This window comes from Cellulomonas fengjieae, from assembly GCF_018388465.1.
Classification (GTDB): Bacteria; Actinomycetota; Actinomycetes; order Actinomycetales; family Cellulomonadaceae; genus Cellulomonas; species Cellulomonas fengjieae.
In genome coordinates this window covers 3,612,529-3,633,968 of record NZ_CP074404.1, presented here as the reverse complement: position 1 = coordinate 3,633,968, position 21,440 = coordinate 3,612,529, and the positions used below count along the sequence as shown (strand labels likewise).

Annotated in this window: 28 protein-coding genes and 1 riboswitch; of the genes, 14 read left to right on the top strand and 14 right to left on the bottom strand. The window is 73.5% G+C overall.

Going from position 1 to position 21,440, the window contains the following annotated elements; all coding sequences use genetic code 11:
• Window positions 1-3: 3 nt before the first annotated feature.
• A complete protein-coding gene (locus KG102_RS16915) occupies window positions 4-264 on the bottom strand; it encodes a DUF4235 domain-containing protein (RefSeq protein ID WP_208213077.1) in 261 nt (86 codons plus the stop codon).
• An 87-nt stretch (window positions 265-351) separates the two neighbouring features.
• A riboswitch (TPP riboswitch) is annotated at window positions 352-468 on the top strand.
• A gap of 76 nt (window positions 469-544) precedes the next feature.
• Between KG102_RS16915 and KG102_RS16910 the strand changes: the two genes are divergently transcribed.
• The 4 genes from KG102_RS16910 (at window position 545) to KG102_RS16895 (ending at window position 5,141) form a co-directional block, all read left to right on the top strand.
• Window positions 545-1,564: a thiamine ABC transporter substrate-binding protein gene (locus KG102_RS16910; RefSeq protein ID WP_208290290.1), complete on the top strand. Its 1,020-nt coding sequence runs from the start codon at window positions 545-547 to the stop codon at window positions 1,562-1,564.
• Between the two features lie 7 nt (window positions 1,565-1,571).
• Window positions 1,572-3,311, top strand: coding sequence for an ABC transporter permease (locus tag KG102_RS16905; protein ID WP_208290291.1), 1,740 nt, complete (start codon window positions 1,572-1,574; stop codon window positions 3,309-3,311).
• The gene (locus KG102_RS16900; RefSeq protein ID WP_208290292.1) at window positions 3,308-4,297 is read left to right on the top strand and encodes an ABC transporter ATP-binding protein; all 990 of its coding nucleotides are present in this window, start codon (window positions 3,308-3,310) and stop codon (window positions 4,295-4,297) included. The genes KG102_RS16905 and KG102_RS16900 overlap by 4 nt, the downstream gene beginning before the upstream one ends.
• Window positions 4,298-4,367: 70 nt before the next feature.
• Entirely contained in the window at window positions 4,368-5,141 is a 774-nt protein-coding gene (locus KG102_RS16895; protein ID WP_208290293.1) for a hypothetical protein, read from the top strand.
• On the opposite strand, the gene KG102_RS16890 is transcribed toward KG102_RS16895, so the two are convergent.
• Window positions 5,128-6,228 (bottom strand): GNAT family N-acetyltransferase, encoded by a 1,101-nt coding sequence (locus KG102_RS16890; RefSeq protein WP_208290294.1) that lies wholly within the window; start codon window positions 6,226-6,228, stop codon window positions 5,128-5,130. The two genes, KG102_RS16895 and KG102_RS16890, sit on opposite strands and share 14 nt — an antisense overlap.
• Before the next feature lie 63 nt (window positions 6,229-6,291).
• Between KG102_RS16890 and KG102_RS16885 the strand changes: the two genes are divergently transcribed.
• Window positions 6,292-6,924 carry a YgjV family protein gene (locus KG102_RS16885; protein ID WP_208213071.1) on the top strand — a complete coding sequence of 211 codons (633 nt, stop codon included), beginning with the start codon at window positions 6,292-6,294 and terminating at the stop codon, window positions 6,922-6,924.
• A 69-nt stretch (window positions 6,925-6,993) separates the two neighbouring features.
• Complete coding sequence (locus tag KG102_RS16880; RefSeq protein WP_208290295.1) at window positions 6,994-8,238, top strand: Nramp family divalent metal transporter; 1,245 nt, start codon at window positions 6,994-6,996, stop codon at window positions 8,236-8,238.
• A gap of 169 nt (window positions 8,239-8,407) precedes the next feature.
• Here KG102_RS16880 and KG102_RS16875 read toward each other — a convergent pair whose 3' ends face one another.
• The 6 genes from KG102_RS16875 to KG102_RS16850 form a co-directional block, all read right to left on the bottom strand.
• Window positions 8,408-9,343 carry a hypothetical protein gene (locus KG102_RS16875; protein ID WP_208290296.1) on the bottom strand — a complete coding sequence of 312 codons (936 nt, stop codon included), beginning with the start codon at window positions 9,341-9,343 and terminating at the stop codon, window positions 8,408-8,410.
• 198 nt (window positions 9,344-9,541) lie between these two features.
• Window positions 9,542-10,792: an RNA polymerase sigma factor gene (locus tag KG102_RS16870; RefSeq protein WP_407645196.1), complete on the bottom strand. Its 1,251-nt coding sequence runs from the start codon at window positions 10,790-10,792 to the stop codon at window positions 9,542-9,544.
• Window positions 10,786-10,950: a hypothetical protein gene (locus KG102_RS16865; protein ID WP_208213067.1), complete on the bottom strand. Its 165-nt coding sequence runs from the start codon at window positions 10,948-10,950 to the stop codon at window positions 10,786-10,788. The genes KG102_RS16870 and KG102_RS16865 overlap by 7 nt, the downstream gene beginning before the upstream one ends.
• Window positions 10,951-11,012: 62 nt before the next feature.
• Window positions 11,013-11,411: a YciI family protein gene (locus KG102_RS16860; protein WP_208213066.1), complete on the bottom strand. Its 399-nt coding sequence runs from the start codon at window positions 11,409-11,411 to the stop codon at window positions 11,013-11,015.
• A 79-nt stretch (window positions 11,412-11,490) separates the two neighbouring features.
• A complete protein-coding gene (locus KG102_RS16855; protein WP_208290298.1) occupies window positions 11,491-11,841 on the bottom strand; it encodes a YciI family protein in 351 nt (116 codons plus the stop codon).
• Window positions 11,838-12,200: a YciI family protein gene (locus KG102_RS16850; RefSeq protein WP_208213064.1), complete on the bottom strand. Its 363-nt coding sequence runs from the start codon at window positions 12,198-12,200 to the stop codon at window positions 11,838-11,840. The genes KG102_RS16855 and KG102_RS16850 overlap by 4 nt, the downstream gene beginning before the upstream one ends.
• Before the next feature lie 105 nt (window positions 12,201-12,305).
• Here KG102_RS16850 and KG102_RS16845 point away from each other — a divergent pair, with 105 nt between their 5' ends.
• From KG102_RS16845 to KG102_RS16825, 5 genes are all read left to right on the top strand, one after another.
• Entirely contained in the window at window positions 12,306-12,596 is a 291-nt protein-coding gene (locus tag KG102_RS16845; RefSeq protein ID WP_208213063.1) for an ArsR/SmtB family transcription factor, read from the top strand.
• Window positions 12,596-12,991 (top strand): VOC family protein, encoded by a 396-nt coding sequence (locus KG102_RS16840; protein WP_208213246.1) that lies wholly within the window; start codon window positions 12,596-12,598, stop codon window positions 12,989-12,991. The genes KG102_RS16845 and KG102_RS16840 overlap by 1 nt, the downstream gene beginning before the upstream one ends.
• Before the next feature lie 129 nt (window positions 12,992-13,120).
• Window positions 13,121-13,861 (top strand): PadR family transcriptional regulator, encoded by a 741-nt coding sequence (locus tag KG102_RS16835; RefSeq protein ID WP_208290299.1) that lies wholly within the window; start codon window positions 13,121-13,123, stop codon window positions 13,859-13,861.
• Window positions 13,862-14,007: 146 nt separating this feature from the next.
• Complete coding sequence (locus tag KG102_RS16830; protein WP_208290300.1) at window positions 14,008-14,463, top strand: hypothetical protein; 456 nt, start codon at window positions 14,008-14,010, stop codon at window positions 14,461-14,463.
• A gap of 118 nt (window positions 14,464-14,581) precedes the next feature.
• On the top strand, window positions 14,582-15,067 hold the full coding sequence (locus KG102_RS16825) for a helix-hairpin-helix domain-containing protein (protein WP_208290301.1): 486 nt from the start codon (window positions 14,582-14,584) through the stop codon (window positions 15,065-15,067).
• Here KG102_RS16825 and KG102_RS16820 read toward each other — a convergent pair.
• From KG102_RS16820 to KG102_RS16810, 3 genes are all read right to left on the bottom strand, one after another.
• Window positions 15,039-15,779 (bottom strand): YqjF family protein, encoded by a 741-nt coding sequence (locus tag KG102_RS16820; RefSeq protein WP_249667375.1) that lies wholly within the window; start codon window positions 15,777-15,779, stop codon window positions 15,039-15,041. The genes KG102_RS16825 and KG102_RS16820 overlap by 29 nt on opposite strands.
• 122 nt (window positions 15,780-15,901) lie before the next feature.
• Window positions 15,902-16,738 (bottom strand): class I SAM-dependent methyltransferase, encoded by an 837-nt coding sequence (locus KG102_RS16815; RefSeq protein WP_208290302.1) that lies wholly within the window; start codon window positions 16,736-16,738, stop codon window positions 15,902-15,904.
• Window positions 16,738-17,460, bottom strand: a complete 723-nt coding sequence (locus tag KG102_RS16810; RefSeq protein ID WP_208290303.1) for an SAM-dependent methyltransferase — start codon at window positions 17,458-17,460, stop codon at window positions 16,738-16,740. Before KG102_RS16810 ends, KG102_RS16815 begins: the two co-directional genes overlap by 1 nt.
• Before the next feature lie 91 nt (window positions 17,461-17,551).
• On the opposite strand from KG102_RS16810, the gene KG102_RS16805 reads away from it, so the two are divergent.
• Both KG102_RS16805 and KG102_RS16800 read left to right on the top strand, forming a co-directional pair.
• A complete protein-coding gene (locus KG102_RS16805) occupies window positions 17,552-18,142 on the top strand; it encodes a TetR/AcrR family transcriptional regulator (RefSeq protein ID WP_208290304.1) in 591 nt (196 codons plus the stop codon).
• Window positions 18,143-18,256: 114 nt separating this feature from the next.
• Entirely contained in the window at window positions 18,257-19,048 is a 792-nt protein-coding gene (locus KG102_RS16800; RefSeq protein WP_208290305.1) for an alpha/beta fold hydrolase, read from the top strand.
• Here the strand turns inward: KG102_RS16800 and KG102_RS16795 are convergent.
• Genes KG102_RS16795 through KG102_RS16785 form a run of 3 tightly spaced genes read right to left on the bottom strand, consistent with a single transcriptional unit; the run spans window position 19,033 to window position 20,592 of the window.
• The gene (locus KG102_RS16795; protein ID WP_208290306.1) at window positions 19,033-19,683 is read right to left on the bottom strand and encodes an NADPH-dependent F420 reductase; all 651 of its coding nucleotides are present in this window, start codon (window positions 19,681-19,683) and stop codon (window positions 19,033-19,035) included. The genes KG102_RS16800 and KG102_RS16795 overlap by 16 nt on opposite strands.
• 58 nt (window positions 19,684-19,741) lie before the next feature.
• On the bottom strand, window positions 19,742-20,239 hold the full coding sequence (locus tag KG102_RS16790) for a GNAT family N-acetyltransferase (protein WP_208290307.1): 498 nt from the start codon (window positions 20,237-20,239) through the stop codon (window positions 19,742-19,744).
• Window positions 20,236-20,592, bottom strand: coding sequence for an ArsR/SmtB family transcription factor (locus tag KG102_RS16785; protein ID WP_208213053.1), 357 nt, complete (start codon window positions 20,590-20,592; stop codon window positions 20,236-20,238). Before KG102_RS16785 ends, KG102_RS16790 begins: the two co-directional genes overlap by 4 nt.
• Before the next feature lie 85 nt (window positions 20,593-20,677).
• On the opposite strand from KG102_RS16785, the gene arsM reads away from it, so the two are divergent.
• Window positions 20,678-21,436 (top strand): arsenite methyltransferase, encoded by a 759-nt coding sequence (arsM, locus tag KG102_RS16780; RefSeq protein WP_208213244.1) that lies wholly within the window; start codon window positions 20,678-20,680, stop codon window positions 21,434-21,436.
• Window positions 21,437-21,440 lie beyond the last annotated feature (4 nt).

The following is a 21,440-nucleotide window of genomic DNA, read 5'->3' as shown; positions in this document are numbered from 1 at the left end:
GGGTCAGCTCGTCTTCGCCGCGAACTTGGCCGTCCCGCGGGTGGCGAGGACCCGCGCCATGCTGACCAGCGCCCCGGTCAGGGCGGCAGCGGCGACGATCTCGGACAGCCCGGCGTCGCCCGGGTCGTCGGCACGCGGCGGCTTGTGGCCCGTCTTGGCCTTCCACGCCTGGTTCAGCACCTGGTTCACCAGGAATGCTGCGGCGAGCGCGGCGCCGGTACCGATGACCTTGGCGACCATCGACTGGGTCTGCTTGTCGTCCACGGGTGAACCTCCAGGTGGGGTGTGGGTCTGACACGACCGTAGTGCGGCGCGAGCGTCCCCGCCGCCCGACCGGCGGCGTAGGATCACGGCGAACGACAGGGGAGCGTCGGACCACACGGGTCTGGACGCTGAGAGTGCGGACCACCGCAGACCCTCGAACCTGATCCGGTTGATACCGGCGTAGGGAGTCGGGCTTCTCAGTCCTCGTCGATGTTGTCGGGCGGTCGCCTGCTGCATCGACGACGACCCCCTCCTTTCTCGATCGAGGAGGAGCATCACCATGGCGAGGATCCGCTCGCTCATCGCACTCGCCGGCGTCGTCGCGCTGGCAGGCTGCTCGGCCGTGGGGTCGGGACCGGCGCCCAGCGGGTCCGCCGGAACCGTCACGCTGGTCACGCACGACTCGTTCGCGCTCTCGGACGGCATCCTCGACGCGTTCGAGGAGCAGAGCGGGCTGACGGTCGACGTCGTGCAGCCCGGCGACGGCGGGGCGCTGGTCAACCAGCTCGTGCTGACCAAGGACGCCCCGCTGGGGGACCTCGTGTTCGGCATCGACAACTCGTTCGCCTCCCGCGCGGTCCAGGAGGGCGTGGTCGCGCCGACCAGCACCCCGGACGCCTTCGAGGGTGCGCTCGTACCGGTCGACTACGGGGACGTGTGCATCAACGTGGACCACGCGTGGTTCGCCGCGAAGGGCCTCGCCGAGCCGGTGACCCTCCAGGACCTGGCCCTGCCGCAGTACAAGGACCTGCTCGTCGTGCCCAACGCGGTGACGTCGTCGCCCGGCCTGTCGTTCCTGCTGGCCACCATCGGGGCGTTCGGCGAGGACGGCTGGCAGGACTACTGGACCGCCCTGAAGGCCAACGGCCTGAAGGTGGCCGACGGCTGGTCCGACGCCTACTACACCGACTTCTCGGGCGGCGGGGCCGCCGGCCCGCGCCCGCTCGTGGTCTCGTACGCGTCCTCGCCCCCGTACACCGTGCCGGAGGGTGGCACCGAGCCGACGACGGGCGCCCTGCTGGACACCTGCTTCCGGCAGACCGAGTACGCGGGCGTGCTCGACGGCGCGGCCAACGCCGACGGTGCGCAGGAGCTGCTCGACTTCCTGCTGTCCGACGAGGTCCAGGAGGACATCCCCGGGTCCATGTACATGTACCCGGTGAGCCCGACCGCGGCGCTGCCCGAGGAGTGGGCCGCGTTCGCCCCGCTGGCCGCCGACCCGTTCGAGGTGGACCCCGCGCAGATCTCCGCCAACCGCGAGGCCTGGCTGACGGCCTGGTCCGACACAGTGATCGGCTGACCCCGACATGACCGACACGCTCGTCCGGCCCGACGTCACCCCCGCGGTGTCGTCGGGCCGGTCGCGCGTCGTCGCCTTCTGGGTGGCCGCGGTCGCCCTGCCGCTCGCCTTCCTCGGGGTGTTCTTCGCCTGGCCCGTGGTCGCGATGGTCTCGACGGGGTTCGTGGCCGACGGGCACCTGGACCTCGGCGGGTTCGCCGACGTGTTCTCTCGACCCCGGACCTGGCGGATCATCGGCCTGACGCTCGCGCAGGCGACCCTCGGCACGCTGCTCAGCGTGCTGCTCGGGGTGCCGGGGGCGTACGTCCTCTACCGGCACTCCTTCCGGGGGCGCACGTTCCTGCGGGCCCTGGTCACGGTGCCGTTCGTGCTGCCGACGGTCGTGGTCGGCGTCGCGTTCCGCTCCCTGCTCGTCAGCGGGGGACCCCTCGGTTTCCTGCAGCTGGACGGCACGTTCGCCGCCATCGTCGCCGCCCTCGTGTTCTTCAACTACGCGGTCGTGGTGCGGGCGGTCGGGGGTCTGTGGGAGCGGCTGGACCCCCGGGCGGAGCAGGCGGCGCGGGCGCTCGGGGCGTCACCGTGGCGGGCGTTCCGCACCGTGACGCTGCCGTCGCTCGCCCCGGCGATCACGTCCGCCGCGTCGCTCGCGTTCCTCTACTGCGCCACCGCGTTCGGCACCGTGCTGGTGCTCGGCGGCCTGCAGTTCGGCACCATCGAGACCGAGATCTGGGTGCAGACCACGCAGTTCCTCGACCTGCGCGCCGCCGCCGTGCTGTCCGTCGTGCAGCTCGTCGTCGTCGCCGGGGCGCTGACCGTCGCCGCGCGCGCACGCAGCCGTCGCGAGCGGGCGCTGGCCCTCACGCTCCCGTCGGCCTCGGTGCGACCGCTGCGGCTGCGCCGACCCGCGGGGATGCCGCCGGGCGACGGGCACGTGCTGAGCCTCGCCGCCACGGCGGTGACCGCCCTGGTGGTCGTGCTGCTCGCGCTGCCGCTGGTCAACCTGGTGGTCCGGTCGCTGCGGACCGGCGACGGCTGGGGTCTGGACCACTACACCGCCCTGGGCAGCACCGGTGGCGCCCTCACGGTCACCGTGTGGCAGGCCACGCTCAACTCGCTGCGGATCGCGCTGGACGCCACGGTCATCGCGCTGGTCGTCGGAGGCCTGGTCGCCCTCGTGGTGTCCCGACGGCCGCGCCGACGGATCGGCCGGCGCGCGGTGGCCGGCCTCGACGCGCTGTTCATGCTGCCGCTCGGCGTCTCCGCCGTGACCGTGGGGTTCGGGTTCCTGCTGTCCATGAACCACCCGTTCGGGCTCCCGGTCGACCTGCGGACCAGCGGGGTGCTCGTGCCCGTCGCGCAGGCCGTCGTCGCCGTGCCCCTCGTGGTCCGCGTCGTGCTGCCGGTGCTGCGGGCGATCGACCCGCGGCTGCGGGAGGCGGCCGCCACGCTCGGCGCGGCGCCCGGCCGCGTGCTGCGGACCGTGGACCTGTCGATCGCCGCGCGGTCCCTCGGCCTCGCGGTCGGCTTCGCGTTCGCGGCGTCGCTGGGGGAGTTCGGTGCGACGTCGTTCCTCGCCCGGCCCGACCGGCCCACGTTGCCGGTGGTGATCTTCCGGCTCATCGGACGGCCGGGTCCCGAGTCCTACGGCATGGCCCTGGCCGCGTCCGTGGTCCTCGCGGTGCTCACCGCGGGGATCGTCGCGGCCTGCGAACGACTGCGCGCTCCCGGCGCCGGAGGTGAGTGGTGAACGGTCTGTCGCTGCGGGACGTCGTCGTGCGGTACGGGTCCGCGACGGCCGTCGACGGCGTCTCGCTCGACGTGGCCCCCGGGTCCGTCGTCGCGCTGCTCGGCCCGTCCGGGTGCGGCAAGTCCTCGCTGCTCCGTGCGGTCGCCGGCCTCGAACCGCTGGCTGCCGGGACGGTGTCCTGGGACGGTGTGCCGCTGGCCGGCGTCCCGGTGCACCGGCGCGGGTTCGGGCTGATGTTCCAGGACGGCCAGCTGTTCGCGCACCGGTCGGTCGGCGGCAACGTCGCCTACGGCCTGCCGCCGCGCTCGGAGGCCCGCGTCGCCTCCCTGCTCGACCTGGTCGGCCTCGCCGGCTACGAGCCGCGCGGCATCGCCACGCTGTCCGGCGGGGAGCGGCAGCGGGTGGCGCTCGCGCGCGCCCTCGCCCCGCAGCCGCGGCTGCTGCTGCTCGACGAGCCCCTCTCCGCGCTGGACCGGGCCCTGCGCGAGCGCCTCGCCGTCGACCTGCGCGCGGCGCTCCTGGCCACCGGCACCACGGCCGTCTTCGTCACGCACGACCAGGACGAGGCGTTCGCGGTGGCCGACCGCGTCGCCGTCATGGCGGCCGGCCGGATCCTGCAGGTCGACGCGCCCGCCGACCTGTGGACCAGGCCGGTCTCCCGGGAGGTGGCGGCGTTCCTCGGGTACGAGGCGTTCGTGCCGGTCGACGCCCCGGCGGCCGCACCGCTGCGTGCGGTGCTGGAGGACCCCCCTCCGTCGGGCACCCTCGCGCTCGCCGAGGGGGCATTCGTCGTGGGGCGGTCCGGCGCCGTCAAGGGCGTCGTGCGGGGCGTCTCGTCGCGTCGCGGCCGCTCGGAGGTGCGCGTCGAGGTGGACGGGATCGGCGTCGTCACCGCGCTCGGCCCCGTGGGCGGGCGCTGGTCCGACGGGGACGTCGTCGAGCTCGGGGTGGAGCCGGACGCGATCGCGGTCCTCGACGACGCCTGATCGCGGTGGAGGACCTGCGGGGCTACGGTCGAACCGTCCCGGAACGCCGGCGAGTACCGAGGTGATGGCGATGGCGCTGGAGCTGCGCGAGGTCGTGTCGATCGACATCCCGGTGTCGCTGGGGGTGGTCTGGTCCCACCTGCGCTCCCCGGAGCTGGTGCACCGCTGGTTCGGCTGGGACTACGACGGCCTCCAGGCCGAGATCCAGCACATCTTCCTCGACACGGCGGTCGAGTCCAAGGACGTCGCGGGTGACGAGACGATCTACTCGCTGAGCTGGCCGCACCACGACCGCCTGACCGTGCGGTCGGCGGCGCACGTGCCCCACGTCACCCACGTGACGCTGACCCGGCGCAGCCACGAGGGCATGTCGTCGTTCGACGGTGTGCGCGACGAGATCGACGAGGGCTGGATCGCGTTCCTGCACCAGCTGCAGTTCGCGCTGTCCGTGCACCCCGACCAGACGCGCCGGACCCTGAGCTCGTTCGGCATGCCGTCCGGCGACCGGAACGACCGGCTGCTCGACCACGCCGGACTGATCGGTGTGCGCGGTGTGCCGGTCGGCGGCCACGTGCACGGCCGCCGGCCCGACGGCACCCTGCTCGGCGGGACGCTGGTCTACAAGACGCCGCTGCAGCTCGGGATCCGGCTGCACGGCATCTCGGAGATGTTCCTCGTCCTCATGGAGACGCCCGCCGCGCACACACCTCCGCACGGGACCGTCGACGCGATCCTGTCCACCTACGGCCTGCATCCCGAGACGTTCGCCGAGGTCGAGGAGCGCTGGACGCGCTGGTGGGAGCTGGCGGCGCCGCGCAGGTCGGCGGGCGTCAGCCGAGCTTGAGCTGCCACTCGCCCGCACCGCCGGCCGGGTGGAACCCGAGCGCGACGTTGATGGCGAGCATGTAGGAGTTCTCCTGGGCGTTCCACGTGCCGACGCGCCGGATCGACGGGCGCTCGACCGCGAGGCGCTGCAGGTTCGCCGTCTTGACCAGCATCCCGAGGCGCTTGCCGCGGTGCTCCCGGAGCACGAGCGTGTCGTCCTGGTGCACGAAGACACTCGTCGTGGGCACCTCCATGAAGCAGGTGAACGCGGCGAGCGTGTGCGTCGGGACGTGCTCCGCCGCCAGCACCAGCAGTTCGAGCCCGCGGTCCTGCCACTGCTTCTCCGTGCGACGGATCCGCTCCGCGTCCCAGACGTCCTCCTCGAGGTCGAGACCGCCGAGGGGGGCGTCGGTGCTCATCCGCGTGAGCAGCAGCGCGTACGCGTCGACCCACTCCTGCGGCGCATGGCTCTGCCAGCTGACGAGGCGGTAGTCGGGACCGGCCTGCGCCTCGGCGTCGGCACGCTTGGCGATGAGCTCGGCGTCGTACGGCAGGTCGAGCACCGAGTAGCGCCCGACCTGCTCGAGCGCGAAGCCCCGCTGCAGCGCGAAGCGCGGACCGTCGGCGTCGGCGGCCACCCGGCCCGCGCCGGTGCTGGGGGCCAGCGTGCCGGGTCCGTCGGGCGGCTCGACGCTGTGGTCGGTGGAGGCCGTCACCTGCGTCCGGCCGGCCTCGCGCACCAGCGCGAGCGAGGTGTCGTACAGGGACGAGCCGATGCCCTGCCGTCGGTGCCCCGGTCGGACGCCGAGGTCCACGTGCGCGGTGTGCGTGTTGTCCTGCAGCGGCAGGATCATCGCGGAGTAGCCGAGCACGCGCGCCGGGTCCGGGGTGTCGGCGTCGTCGTCGGCCACGGCGACCAGGCGGGGTTTGCGGTCGTACTGCTGGTCGTGCATCGAGCCGAGGATCTCGGCCGCGCTGCGCTCGAAGTCGTGGTTGCCCCACGTCGAGACGATGACGTCGTTGATCGCGTCGGTGTAGCCGTGCAGCAGCCAGTTGCCGTCCACCGTCTCGGACACCGGCACCTCACGGATCGACCACGTCGTCATGCCGTCCACCATCCGCCCTGTCGGCGCCGGGTGGCGAGCACTTTTCATCGCTACCCTCCCGCCATGGTGTGGTTGGAGATCGTCGGGTGGGTCGGCTCGCTGCTGGTCATCGTCTCGCTCACGCAGGCGCGGGTGCTGCGGTTCCGGGTGCTCAACCTGGTGGGCGCGGTGATCGCGACCGCGTACAACGCGATCGTCGGCATCTGGCCGTTCGCCGTGATGAACGGGGTCATCGCGGTCATCGACGTCTACTGGCTGGTCCGGCTGCACCGCGAGCGCCACGACGCCGACGTCTACGCCGTGCTCGAGGTGCCCGCCGATGACGCGGTCCTGCGGCACCTGCTCACGTCGCACGCCTCCGACATCGCGCGCTTCCACCCGTCGTTCGCCGTGGCGGACCCCGCGCCGTCCGCGGCGTTCGTCGTCGTGCGCGGCGACGAGCTGGTCGGCGCCGTCGTCGTCCGCGCCGCCGGCGACGGGGTCGGCCGCGTGGACCTGGACTACGTGACGCCGCGGTACCGGGACTTCACGCCCGGGGAGTTCGTGTACCGGGACAGCGGGGTGTTCGCCGCGCACGGGTTCCGCCGGCTGGTGGTCGACGGGCGGGGGCCTGCCGAGGCGCACGCCTACCTGGAGCGGGTCGGCTTCCGCTCGACCACCGACGGCTGGCAGCGCGAGGTGGCTGCGGCGGCGTGACGCCGCGCAGTCGTTCGTACACCCCGCTAGCATGAGTTCGGACGTCCGAACTTCTTGCCGAGGTGGGTCATGACGAGCAGCACGCGCGACGACGCGGTCCGCCTCGGGAGTGCCGGTCGGCGCGCACCGCTGCTGCTGGGTCCCGCGTTCGTCGCCGCCATCGCGTACGTGGACCCGGGGAACGTCGCTGCGAACCTGACCGCCGGCGCCCGGTACGGCTACCTCCTGCTGTGGGTGCTCGTCGCGGCGAACGGGATGGCGGTGCTCGTCCAGTACCAGTCCGCCAAGCTCGGGCTGGTCACGGGCGACTCGCTGCCGGGCGTGCTCGGTCAGCGGATGCGCCGCGGTCCGCGCCTCGCGTTCTGGGTGCAGGCCGAGGTCGTCGCGGCGGCCACCGACATCGCCGAGGTGGTGGGCGGCGCGATCGCCCTGAACCTGCTGTTCGGGGTCCCGCTGCCGCTCGGCGGGCTGATCGTCGGCACCGTCTCGATGCTCCTGCTCGCCACGCAGAACCGGTACGGGCAGCGCCGGTTCGAGCACGTCATCGTCGCGCTGCTGGCCGTCATCACCATCGGGTTCCTGGCCGGCCTGGTCGTGTCACCGCCGTCGGCGGCGGGGGTCCTGTCCGGGCTGGTCCCGCGCTTCGAGGGGACCGACTCGGTGCTGCTGGCCGCCTCGATGCTCGGCGCGACCGTCATGCCGCACGCGATCTACGTGCACTCCGCCCTGGCGCGGGACCGGCACGGCCACACCTCCGGGTCCGCGCTCGCGGCCGTCCTGCGCTCGACCCGCTGGGACGTCGGCATCGCGCTCGCCGTCGCCGGCGCCGTGAACATCGGGCTGCTGCTGCTCGCGGCGGCCGGGCTGCGCGGCGTGCCCGGCACCGACTCGATCCCGGGCGCGTACGACGCGATCGCCGGAGCCCTCGGCATCGGCATCGCGATCGCGTTCGCCGTCGGCCTGCTGGCGTCGGGCCTGGCGTCCACGTCGGTCGGTGCGTACGCGGGCGCGACGATCATGGAGGGCCTGATCCACCGCCGCATCCCCCTGCTGGTCCGCCGGGTGGTCACCCTCATCCCCGCGATCGTCCTGCTGGCCGTCGGCGCCGACGCCACCTGGACGCTGGTGCTCTCGCAGGTGGTGCTCAGCTTCGGCATCCCGTTCGCGGTCGTCCCGCTGGTCGCGCTGACCCGGTCCCGCGCGGTGATGGGCACGCACCGCAACGGCCCCTGGCTGCACGGCACCCTGGTGCTGGTGGTGGCACTGGTGGTCGCCCTGAACCTGACCCTCCTGGCCCTCCTCCTGCTGACCTGACCTCCGGCTGCGCCACCCCCGCCCCCGCTCCGCCCACCACCCCACGGCCTCCGCCTCCGCCCCCGCAGGCGTGCCGTGAGATCGTGGGTTCGGCACGAGATCGGGGCTTCACACCCACGATCTCGGGCCGATGCCACGATCTCGTCGCCCATCCCCTGCTCGCGCCGCGTCAGTACAGCTCTCGGCGGGGTCGGAGGCCTGAAGTGACTGCCTGCGGCAGCAGGCCGGCCACCCGTGCGATCAGCGCGGCCGTGTTCCGGAGGTCGTCGCGGGTGACGTGGATGATCCGCCAGTCCGCCTCCACGATCGCATCGTGCCGCCGCTTCTCCTGCAGGAACGCCTCCGCCTCCCGCCCGGCGTACTTGGTGCGGCCGTCGTACTCGAGGAGCACGCGCCACTGCGCCCAGCCGAGGTCTGCCCAGAACGTGCCGAGCCGTGTGGCCACCGGGATCTGCGTCTGCGGGACCGGCAGCCCCGCGCGCAGGAGCGTGAACCGGCACGCAGTCTCCCAGGCGGACTCCGAGCCGCCGTCGGCGAACTGCAGGACGGCGCGCGCTCGACCGGACCCGCGCCTGCCGACGGTCGCGTCCGCACGTGCCGCGAGCTCTGCGGGGTCAGCACCTGCCCGAAGCGCGGCGTCGACCACCACCAGTCCGCCCAGCGGTCGCAGGAGGCTGGCGCAGTCCCACGCGGTGCGTCCCAGCGTCGTGGCCGGGATGCCCGCGATCACGGTCATGTCGTCGGGTGGCGGGAACGGGGTGTGCCTGGCGATCTCGGGGGAGCGGTCCTGACTTGCCGACGAGCGCTGGAAGATGTGCGTCACGGCACCGGTCTCCCACAGCGGCAGCCCGAGCAGGACGGCCGCGGAGGTGTGGCTGAAGCACGTCTCCGCGGTCAACCGGGCGTGGAGGCCGACGATCCGTGCGAGGGCGTCGGACCGCTTGTCCGTCGCGCCGCCCGTCGGGACGTAGACGCCCCGGCCAACTCGCCGCCACTGCTGCGCCGCCACGCGCTCCGCCACGACCTGGCGCGGGACGTCCCGCGCCAGGTGCACTGTGGGAGCGGTCGGCGGGGCGGGCTGCGTGGATCCGGGTCGATGAGGCACGGCCCGATCGTCGCCGCCGCCGACCGGCCCCGGTGCACTCCCGGCATCCCCGGTGGACGGCACGCGCGCGGACGGGGCGGTGGGCGGCTGGGCGAGATCGTGGCTTCGGCACGAGATCGTCCGTTCGCACCCACGATGTCGCGCCGAACCCACGATCTCGTGGCGTGAGCCGGACTGAGCCGGCGGCGGCCGGGCCGGTCAGGCCAGGGCGGTCAGGCGGGACTGGAGGTGGGCGCGTTCTGTGGGGTTGGTGACCAGGGCCAGGGCTGCGCGGTAGGCGTCGGCGGCTGCGCTCGCGTGGCCGGCGCGGGCCAGCAGCTCGGCGCGGACCGCGGGGACCCGGTGGTGCCTCGGGAGCGCGTCGTCGAGGCCCTCGAGGAGCCGGAGGCCGTCCTCCGGGCCGGATGCCTCCGCCACCGCGACCGCGCGGGCCAACCGGACCACCGGCGAGCCGGTCAGCGCCTCGAGCCGGGCGTAGAGGTCGGCGATGACGGACCAGCGGGTGTCCGCCGAGGTGGGTGCCGTGGCGTGCTCGGCGGCGATGAGCGCCTGCAGGCGGTACTCGGCAGCCAACCGCCCGTGCGGACCGGGGGCCGACGGCAGCGAGGACAGCAGCGCCACGCCCTCGGCGATCTCGTCGCGGCGCCACCGGGAGCGGTCCTGGTCGGGCAGCAGGATCAGCTCGCCGGCGGCGTCGAGGCGGCTGTCGCGACGCGAGTGCTGCAGCAGGAGGAGGGCGAGCAGGGAGCGGACGACGGCGCGTCCGGGCAGCAGGGAGTCGAGGACCCGCAGGAGCCGGATCGCCTCGTCGCCGAGGTCCACGCGCAGCGGCACGGCCCCGTCCCCGGGGTGGTAGCCGGACGTGAACGCGAGGTAGACGACGGTCGCGACGACGTCCAGGCGCTCGTCCAACCGGGAAGCCGCGGGTGTCGCGAACGGGATGCCCGACGACGCCAGCCGCTTCTTCGCGCGAGTCAGCCGCGCGGCCATCGTCGACTCCTGGACGAGCAGGAGCCGACCGATCTCGGTGGTCGTCAGGCCGACGACGAACCGCAGCGTGAGGGCGACGCGGTCGTCGGGGGCGATCGCGGGGTGGCAGCAGGCGAAGATCAGCCGCAGCTGGTCGTCGGCGACGTGGGCACCCGGGTCCTCGGCAGCCGCGGCGGCGGCGCGCATCTCGTCGTCCACCACCATCAACGGCTCCTTACGGCGGGCGACCGCCTCCGAGCGGAGCCGGTCGAGGATGCGGCGGCGTGCGGCCGTGAGCAGCCAGGCGCCGGTGTTCGTCGGCACGCCGTCGTCGGGCCAGTGCCGGGCGGCCGACTCGAAGGCGTCGGAGACGGCGTCCTCCGCCAGGTCCGGCCGCCCGAACTGGCCGATGAGCAGCCCGATCAGGCGGGACCAGTGGCTCCGCCAGGCGTCGTCGAGGGCGTCCTCGGTGGTCACCAAGCGGGTCGCACCTCGTAGGTGCCGGTCGGGGGCAGGGTGTCCAGGACCGCGTCGAGGTCGGACGCCTCGAGCACGAGGACGCCGGTCAGCGCCGAGGCCGGCCCGTCGAACGTGCCGTCCCGCAGGCCGCGGTCCAGGACCGACGTCGCTGTGTCCACGGACCCCAGTGTGAGGCCACCGGCGGGCACCGTGGCCGACCCGAACGCGAGGACGACGAACTTCACGACGCCGTCAGGGCGTCGTCGCCGTCCACCGGGACGCCGTCGACGAACCGCACGGTGGGCCTGATCTCGACGGACTCGCCGTTGAGCACCAGGACGCTGACCGCCTCGGTCAATGCGTCGAGCTTCGTGCGGGCGACCAGGTAGAACCCGGCCACCTGCTCGGCGGTCTCGGCGTAGGGACCGTCGGAGACGATGATCCCGGCGCGCCCGTCGGACCGCAGCGACCGTGCTCGCGCGGCCGCCCCGAGGGCCCTGGTCGTGACGATCTCCCACCCCTCGTCGGCGCAGCGCTGCTGGAACCCGCTGTGCGCGGCCCACGCCCGTTCGCGCTCCTCCTGCGTCAGGGCGGCGTCGCGCGCGTCGTCGCGGTAGAGAACGACAGTGAACTCGGACATGTCAGCTCCTGGAGGATCGGCGGGCGCCGGCTGCGCCCTGCTGCCCCGATGACGCGCGGCGAGCAGGCGGATCGACAGATCACATGGGCAGGATCTCGCGGACCTCGATCGTGTACTCGGGCAGCAGCATGGCGTGCTTCAGGACGGCCTCCCGGCTCGGCGCGGTGACCAGGTAGAAGCCGCCCAGCTGTTCGGCGGTCTCGGCGAAGGGGCCGTCGGTGATCGTCGCGTCCTGCCCGGAGCGCCGCAGGGTGACGGCGGTGGCCACCGGCTGCAGGGCCTCGCCGGCCAGGAACGTCACGCCGTAGTCGGCGGCCTGGTCGTCGTAGTCGCCGTGCTGGCGGTAGTACTCGGCCTTCGTCGCCTCGTCGGCCGCGTCCCAGTCGCCCTCGTCGGCGTAGATCAGCACGAGGTAGGTCTGCACGCTCATGCCTCGTACACGATCACCGGACGCAGCTCCGCACCGCCGCCGTCGGTGAGCAGCAGCTCGCCGGTCAGCCGGGCCAGGCCCTGCACGTCGTCGGTCTCGATGACGTAGTAGCCGCCCAGGTGCTCGGCCAGCTCGACGTACGGTCCGTCCGTGACGGTCAGCGTCCCGCCGTCGGCCCGGACCGTGACGGCGTTCTTGGAGAAGCCCAGCTCGTCCCCGCCGACGATCTTGTAGCCCTTCTCCTCGCAGGCCTGCGAGTACGCCCGGTGCTCGTCCATGATGCGGTCGCGGACCTCGGGGGTCGCGTTCTCCCAGAACCCCTCGTCGCCCCAGAGCAGAACCATCCACTTGTCCGCCATGACGTCCTCCCGTGTCTTCGGTGTGCTGTCGAGATCATGACGCGCGAGGCGCCCAGAAATCGACACCCCTTGACAGGCAAGTAATGACTTGCCTATAAAGACGAGGTGCCCGCCGACGTCTTCAAGGCCCTCGCCGACGCCACTCGGCGGGCGATCCTCGACGAGCTGCAGGAGCGCGACGGGCAGTCGCTGTTCGAGCTGTGCACCCGGTTGACCATGCGGCACGGGCTGGGCTCCACCCGGCAGGCCGTCTCGCAGCACCTCGAGGTCCTCGAAGACGCCGGGCTCGTCACTGTCCGCCGTGAGGGCCGCTACAAGTTCCACCACCTCGACACCGCGCCGCTGCGGCAGATCGCCGAGCGCTGGCCGGTTCCCGACGAAGGAGAGAGCTCATGATCCGGATCACCGTGACCAGCGTGTTCGTCGACGACCAGAGCAAGGCGCTCGACTTCTACACGGGCGTGCTGGGGTTCGTCGTGAAGAACGACGTCCCGCTGGGCGGCGAGGACCGCTGGCTGACCGTCGTCTCCCCGGCTGCCCCCGACGGCGTCGAGCTCCTGCTGGAGCCCAGCAGCCACCCAGCGGTCGGCCCGTTCAAGGCGGCGCTCGTCGAGGACGGGATCCCGGCCACCTCGTTCGGCGTCGACGACGTCCGGGCCGAGTTCGAACGGCTGACCGCGCTGGGCGTGCGGTTCGTGCAGGAGCCGGTGGACCTGGGGCCGGTGGTCGTCGCGACCCTCGACGACACGTGCGGCAACCTGATCCAGATCGCGCAGACGGTCGGCGCCTAGGTCTATCGCTAGGGGTTGTCAACGATCTATCGACGATATATCGTTACGTTGTCTGGTCGAGATCACGCGACCTCCCGGACCCGCGCAGAGCGACCCCGCCCCGCGGCCATGACGTGAAGGAGACACCCCATGCGACACCCGTTTGCATCCGACAGCACCGACCCGGCCGCCCGCGGCCGCAACCGTCGCCGACGCGGCGACTTCCCCGAAGCCCCCTACGAGGAGGGCTTCGACCCCCGACGCGGCGGCCCCCGCGGCGTCTTCCCGCACGAGCCCCACGAGCACGGCGAGCACCACGGGCACGGCGGGCACCGCGGCTTCGGCCCTGGCGGTCCGCGTGGCTTCGGGGGACCGGGTTTCGGTCCGGGCTTCGGTCCGGGTGGCCGCGGTCGCGGTCCCGGCCGCCGCGCCGGTCGCGGTGACATCCGTGCGGCGATCCTCCTGCTGCTTGCCGAGGAGCCGATGCACGGCTACCAGCTGATCCAGCAGATCAGCGAGCGGTCGGGCGGCACGTGGCGGCCGAGCCCCGGGGCCATCTACCCCGCGCTCAACCTGCTCGAGGACGAGGGCCTGGTGACCATCACCGCCGAGTCCGGCCGCAAGATGGCCACGCTGACCGAGGCCGGTGGCACCTACGTCACCGAGCACGCCGAGCAGCTGGGCAGCCCGTGGGAGGACGCCGCGAGCCGGCCGACCTCGCCGGGACGCGCCCTGCGCGGAGCCGTGGAGGCCCTCGGCGCGGCGGCTCACCAGGTCGCCCGCACCGGCACGGACGAGCAGGCGACGAAGGCGCTCGAGGTCATCGACCGTGCGCGCCGCGACCTCTACCTGATCCTCGCCGGAGATCCCACGCCGACGCCCGGGGACTGACCCGACCAGGCACCCCGCGGCACCGTCGCGGGGTGCCTCGTCGCACTCACAACCCGCTCACAGCCTGCTGACGGCGTCGTCTCAGGACCGTCCGGTTACCTGGAGTCACGACAGCACGAGAGTGCACATGACCTCAGGAGACACAGATGGCAGAGACCCCCAAGCCCCAGGCAGAGCCCGCCGGCGAGCAGCACCCGGTGACTGCGGCTGACGTCCCCGGCAAGCGCTCCGTCCGCGAGCGCGCCTCGTCCCGGCCGTTCGTCACGGCCGGCGTCGCCGCGCTCGTCGCCTTCTGCGTCGCGGGTGTGGGTGGCTACGCGATCGGCCACGCCGTCGGCGACGACGGGCCGCGCGACAGCATCGCCCGCTTCGACGACGGCGGTCACCGGGGCGACCACGGACGCGGCGGCTTCGGCTTCGGTGGCGGCTCCCAGCAGGGCCCCGGCGGCGAGGACTCCCAGCAGGGCCGCGGCGGCGAGGACTCCGAGCAGCGGATGGACCGCGAGCGCCCCGACCAGGACTCGACGCAGCGCCCGGACCAGGACTCGGACGGTGACGTCCCGGCGACGCCCGAGCAGGACGGTGCAGCCGCCCAGCTCTGAGCGACCCACACCGAGCTCGCACCGGCCGGGCGTGACGACGCCGCCCGATCGGTGCGTCCCACGTAGCACCCCGCAGATCCCTCTGCGGGGTGCTTCGTCATGTGGGAGCCTCCGACGCATGATCGCCGTCGACGACCTCCGGCGGTGGGCCCTGGCGCTCCCGGAGGCGACCGAGAAGCCGCACGCCCGCCTCGTCGGGTTCCGCGTCGCCGACGTCGGCTTCGCCCGGGTCGATGAGCGCCGCGGGGTCGCTTTGCTCGACGTCGACCCGTCACGCGACCGGTCGGAGGCGGGCCTGCGACCGCTGACGAAGGGCTCCACCGAGGTCGACCTGGCGGTCGCGGACCCGCGACTGACGGAGCAGCTCGTGGCCGAGGCGTGGCGGTTCCGAGCCCCGGCCGCGGTCGCGGATGCGCACCCCTACGTCGGCGCCCCGCCCGGCGGCGCGCTGCCGAAGGCGATCGGCAGAGCCGCGACCGGTGCGCTGCACGCGGCGGGCCTCACCACGCTCGACGCCGTCCGGGCGGCGGACCTCGACGCCGTGCTCCGCCTGCACGGCGTCGGCCCGAAGGCCGTCAGGATCCTGCGCGAGCTGCTGGCCTGACCGTCCCGGCGAACCGCGCGTGCACGCCCGGCGAGTAGAGCACCGAGTCCGGCGGCCTCGTCGCGACACCGGCCAGGCCGGCCGCCGCGACGAGCTCGTCGTCCAGCGACACCAGTGACGCGCGACGCAGCGGCCACGGCTCGTGCTCCATGCGCACGTACCGCGTGCGGCCCCACAGCGGCGTGTGCAGCGCCCACCGCGCGGTGAGGAAGTCGGCCAGCGGGTCGTCGGCGACGGGCTCCGACGAGGGCCGGACGACGAGGTGCGACGAGGACCGGTCGCCCGTCAGGCGCGCCGAGCGGTAGGCGAGGGCGTCACCGTCGCGACGGATCGACATCCGCGCCCACTGGTACGGCACGTGCACGGTCGCCCGCGCGGTCAGCACCGTCAGCACGCGTGAGGCCTCCAGGGACAGGAACAGGACTGCCCGCCGGCCCTCGTCGTCGACCGTGTACAGCCGGACGTTGATCTCGGGGTACTCGCCGACGTACGGCAGCACCGGCCCGGGGACGAGGCTGGTCCGGGGGACCTGGAACGCGACCAGGCCCACCCAGGACGTGCCGTCGAACTCGTCGGGTCGGGTGTTCGGGGGCAGCAGCGGTGCGACGACGTGGGCCGGCACCCGCCAGTGCAGGAAGGTGACCCGCACCCAGTCCTGCGCCAGCACCGCACGCCCGGGCAGGGGAGGCGCGACGCGCCGGATGGGCTCCACGGCCCCACAGTAGGCAGCCGCCGGGCGCGAGATCGTGGGTTCGGCGCACACTCGTGGGTGCGCACGCACGATCTGGTGCCGAACCCACGATCTCGCGGACGCGCGGCGCACGGTCCAGGACGTCACGACGCGGTCCACCCCGGAGCCTGACGCCGCCCGACCCACAGCAGGTGACCGGCGGTGCCGAGGAGGCCGGGGTCCGCCGCGGTCACGACGAGCCGGTCCAGCAGCCGGCCGTACGCGCCGGGGTGCTCGGTCCGCAGCGCCTCGAACCCGGCCTCGACACCGGTGAGGAAGCCGTGCGTCGAGGCCAGGGTCACGGTCGAGAAGCCGTGCGACTCGAAGAAGGGCGCCACCTCCGCCGGCCGCACGCCGAACGCGTGCGTGAACCGCCCGGGCACCGCGTTGTCGAAGACACCGTCGTCGAGCAGCCGGTCGAGGAAGGCCGGATCGGCCAGCTGCCAGCGCTCGTCGGGCCGCGAGAGCAGGCGGCGGACGGAGACGTAGCGGGGCATGAGCGCGACCGCGACGAGCCCGCCGGGGCGGGTGACGCGCGCCAGCTCGTGTGCTGCCCGGACCCGGTCGGACGCCTCGGTCAGGTGGTACATCGGGCCGAGGGACAGGACGGCGTCGAACGTGTCGTCGGCCCAGCGCGACAGGTCGCGCGCGTCGATCTCCACGACCTCCTGGACGGTGCCGGCGGGCAGGGACGACTCGGCGATCGCCAGCAGCTCGGGGGACAGGTCGGCCAGGGACACGTCCCAGCCGAGCTCGGCGAGCCACACGGAGTACGGGCCGGTGCCACCGCCCAGGTCGAGCGCGCGCCCCGGCGTTCCGAGGTGCGCTTCGAGCAGGCGCGTGGTCAGCACCCGCTCCAGGAGGCCCTCGGCGGTGAGCAGCCGGTCGCGCTCGTGCTCGCTGCGGGCCGCGTAGTAGGCGCGCACCGCCGAGGGGTCCATCAGGGGCGCCGCATCAGGGCGAGCACGCCCCAGCCGAGGTACGGCCGCTGGTTCGTCACGTAGTCCAGGGGTGCGGTGGACAGCTCCTCGCGGAACGCGGGCGCGAGCTCGTCGTCGGGGTGCTCGTCGAGGAACCGGCGCAGGTTCAGCCACTGCGCGGCCACGTACCGGTCCCAGCTGTCCTCGTCGGCCAGCACCATCTCGACGACGTCCCACCCGGCGTCCTGCACGGCGGCCACGAGCCCGGGCAGGGTGCGGAAGTCGCCGATCGCCCGGGCTGCCTCGGGTGGGTCGCAGCGCCAGAACGGCTCACCGACGAGCGCGATCCCGCCGGGGGTGAGCGATCTCGCCAGCAGGTCGAGGGTCCCGAGGAGGCCGCCGCCGATCCACGTGGCACCGACGCACGCGGCGACGTCGACGGGCGGCGTCACCACGTAGCCGCCGGCGTCACCCTCGACGAACGTCACGTCGACGCCCAGCTCCGCCGCCCGCTCGCGTGCCGCCGCGACGAACGCGGGGTTCAGGTCCACGCCTGTCCCGACCGTGCCGTGGTCCCGCGCCCACGTGCACAGCAGCTCGCCCTTGCCGCACGCGAGGTCCAACAGGGTCGCGCCGGGTGGGAGCCGCAGGGCCCGACCGAGCGTCGCCAGCTGCTCGTCCGTGAAGGGATCGAGGATCCGGTGGCTCTGCTCGCGGATCGTGTGGTGCCGCAGTGCGTCCATGAGCCGGACGCTACGACGGGGGGCACGCCCCGGCGAGCGGATATGAGCGAGAACCGTGGTGTCTGCCGCACGATCGTGCTATTCATGGACGGTGAGCAAGGGCGACGAGACGCGGCAGGCGGTGCTCGACCAGGCGGTCGAGATCGCCGGGCGCCTGGGCGTCTCGGGTCTGACCATCGGCACGCTGGCGAGCGCGAGCGGGATGTCGAAGTCGGGCCTGTACGCGCACTTCCGCTCCAAGGAGGCGCTCCAGCTCGCCGTCCTGGCCGGTGCGCGCGAGCACTTCGTCGACCAGGTGATCCGGCCGGCGCTCGCTGCGCCTCGTGGCGAGGCCCGGATCCGGACGCTGTTCGAGCGGTGGCTGGAGACGTCGTCGTCCGGCGCCGCCGGGTGCCTCTTCGTGTCCGCCGCCACGGAGTTCGACGACCAGCCGGGACCCGTGCGCGACCAGCTGGTCCGCGACCACTGGGACCTGTTCGAGTCCCTGGCGCAGATGTACCGATCGGGGGCCAAGGACGGGGCGTTCCGTGACGACCTCGCCCCCGAGCAGTTCGCCCACGACCTGCACGGGCTGATGCTCGCGCACTTCCACGCGTTCCGGCTGTTGCGTGACCCGGCCGCCGACACCCGCACGCGGTTCACCTTCGAGCGGCTGATGCAGTCGCTCCTGCGCACCGACTGACACCCGAAGGAGCCCGCCGTGGCCTCGCTGTCGCCCGAAAAAAGCACGACCGTTCGTACCTACTTCCCGCCCATTCCCCCCGCGATTCGCGCGGCCGTCGGTGCGCTGGACCGCATGGCACCCGAGCTGGTCGCCCGCGGCGCGCTGCGGCTCTGGTGCCGCCCCGCGCGCCCGGCGCACCGGGCGGTGATCCCCGGCGGGACCCCGTTGCGGATCGGGCAGATGGTCGGTCAGGTGTGGGGCGACGGGCCGACCGTGGTGCTGGTGCACGGCTGGGGCGGCCACCGCGGGCAGCTCGCGTCGTTGGTGGGTCCCCTGGTGGCTGCCGGCCTGCGGGTGGTCGCCTACGACGCACCCAGCCACGGTGACTCCGGCCCGGGGGACCTCGGGCGTCGGCGTACCACCCTGCCGGAGATGATGTCGGCGCTCGACCGGGTCGTCGCCGACCAGGGCCCCGTACGGGCGGTCGTCGGCCACTCGATGGGGGCGGCGGCGAGCGCGCTCGCGGTCCTGGACGGCACGCCGGTGCAGCGCCTGGTGCTGGTCACGCCCCTGGCCGACCCGTCCACCTACACCGTCGGTTTCGCCCGCACGCTCGGGTTCGGCGAGCGGACCCGGCACCGGTTCGTCGCGCGGATGGAGGCGCTCGCCGGCCGCCGGCTCGCCGAGCTCGACGTCCCCGTGCGGGCCGCCAACGCGGACGTGCCGCTGCCACCGACGCTCGTGCTGAGCGACCGCGACGACAAGGAGGCCGACCACGCCGACGGCGCCCGGATCGCGCGCGCCTGGCCCGGAGCGGAGCTGGTGATGAGCGAGGGGCTCGGGCACCGGCGCATCCTGCGCGACGCGGAGACGATCAAGCGGATCGTCGCCCACGTCGCGCAGGAGCGTCACATGTCGCGGTAGCGCACGGCCTTGGACAACGCGGCGCGCAGGCCGTCCGCGTCGTAGCGCCGGACGTACGCCTCGGTGTCGCGCTGGTAGCGCCAGCCCTCGGACAGCGGTCCGACGTCGACCGGCTCGAAGCCCAGCTCGTCGACCAGCTGTGCCACCGCGGTGCGGGCGTCCTGCGAGTCGCCCGCCACCGCCAGGGCGCGGCGGCGGTCCGGGGTGCCGGCGGGCACGCCCTCCGAGGCGAGGTCGCTGAACATGATGTGGTTGAACGCCTTGACCACGTGCGACTCGGGCAGGTGGGCCTGGAGGAGCTCCGACACCGTCGTCGACTCGTCGTCGAGCGCGGCGATCTGGCCGTCGCGCTGGGGGTAGTAGTTGTTGGTGTCGATGACGACCTTGCCGGCCAGGGGCTCGACCGGGACCTCGGCGATGTTCTTGGTGGGGATGCTCACCACGACGACGTCCCCGGCCTGCGCGGCCTCCGCCGCCGTGGCCGCGCGGGCGCTGTCACCGAGCTGGTGCACGAGGTCGGTGAGGGTCTCCGGGCCACGGGAGTTGCTGACGACGACGTCGTAGCCGTGGGTGATGGCGAGCTGGGCGAGCGTGCCGCCGATGTGGCCTGCGCCGATGAATCCGATGGTGGTCATGGGCAACCCAACCCGCGCGCCGGCGGGCGTGTTCCCTCTGCGGGGACGAGGAGCCGGCTCAGAGCCGCTTCTCGACGAGCACGACGTCCCGCCACCGGTCCGCCAGCGGCCCGTAGGTCATCCGGCCGAGGCGCTCGCGGGTGCCGACGACCCGGAACCCGACCGCCGCGTGGAGCGCGAGGCTCGCGGTGTTCTCGGGGAAGATCCCGGACTGCACGGTCCATACCCCCGCGGCGCGCGCGTGCTCGAGCAGCGCCGTCAGCAGCGTGCGACCGACGCCGCGGCCGTGCACGGCGGGGTCGACGTAGAGGGAGTGCTCGACGACCCCGGCGTACGCGCACCGGTCGGACACCCGCGAGGCCGCGGCCCAGCCGACGACCGTCCCGGCCTCGTCGACCGCGACGAGCCGGTGGTCGGGCAGCCTGCCCGCGTCGAACGCCTCCCAGGTGGGGGTGGCCGACTCGAAGGTGGCGTGGCCCGTCGCGATGCCGGCGGCATAGATCCGCTCGACCTCCGGCCAGTGCTCCGCGGTCAGCGGCAGGACGGTGGTGCTCATGCGGTCGTGCCGGCGGTCAGGTGCGTGCCGAGCTGGTGCGTGACCGCGTCGAGCGCCCCCGGTGTCAGCGAGTAGTAGGCCCACACCCCGCGCTTGTCCCGCGTGACCAGCCCGGCGTCGACCAGCACCTTCAGGTGGTGCGAGACCGTCGGCTGGCTGAGCCCCACCGGCTCGGTCAGGTCGCAGACGCACGCCTCGGCGCCGTCGTGCGCCGCGATGAGGGACAGCAGGCGCAGGCGGGTCGGGTCGGCCAGGGCCTTGAGCGACTGGGAGAGGTCGGCTGCGGCCTGCTCCGTCAGCGCGGCGCGGGTGGCCGGCGTGCAGCAGGCGGCGGGCAGGAGGTCCAGAGCCATGCGCACAGTCTGCCCGAGACATTGACAAGTGTCGATGCCTGGGTCCATGGTTCATCGACGATGGTCGATGTCCAAGGAGGACGAGATGGACGAGGTGCGCGAGCAGGTACGGCAGCGGTACGCGCTGGCGGCGGTGCAGGGCGGCGACGAGGGATGTTGCGGCGGCGGATCGTGCGCGCCCGACGCGATCGTCGTCGACGACAAGTTCGGTGCCGGCCTCTACGACGCTGCCGACGCGGTCAGCATCCCGGCCGAGGCGCTGGCGGCCTCGCTCGGCTGCGGCAACCCGCTGGCGGTCGCGGACCTCGCCCCGGGCGAGCGGGTGCTCGACCTGGGCTCCGGCGGCGGGATCGACGTGCTGCTGTCCGCCCGCCGGGTCGGGCCCGAGGGGTTCGCCTACGGCGTGGACATGACCGACGAGATGCTCGACCTGGCCCGCGCGAACGCGGCGAAGGCCGGGGCGACGAACGTGGAGTTCCGCAAGGGCACCATCGAGGACCTGCCGCTGCCCGACGCGTCGGTCGACGTCGTGATCTCCAACTGCGTGGTCAACCTCTCCACGGACAAGCCGGCCGTCCTGTCGGAGGTCTACCGGGTGCTCGTCCCGGGCGGCCGGGTGGGCATCTCCGACGTCGTCGCCGAGGACCACCTGAGCCCCGAGCAGCGGGCCGAGCGCGGCTCCTACGTCGGCTGCATCGCCGGCGCCCTGTCCCGGGCCGAGTACCTCGACGGCCTGTCCCGGGCCGGGTTCGCCGACGCCGAGGTCACGTTCACCCACGAGGTGGCGGACGGCATGCACGGCGCCGTGGTCCGCGCGCGCAAGCCGGTCACGGAGCGCCCGTAGAGTT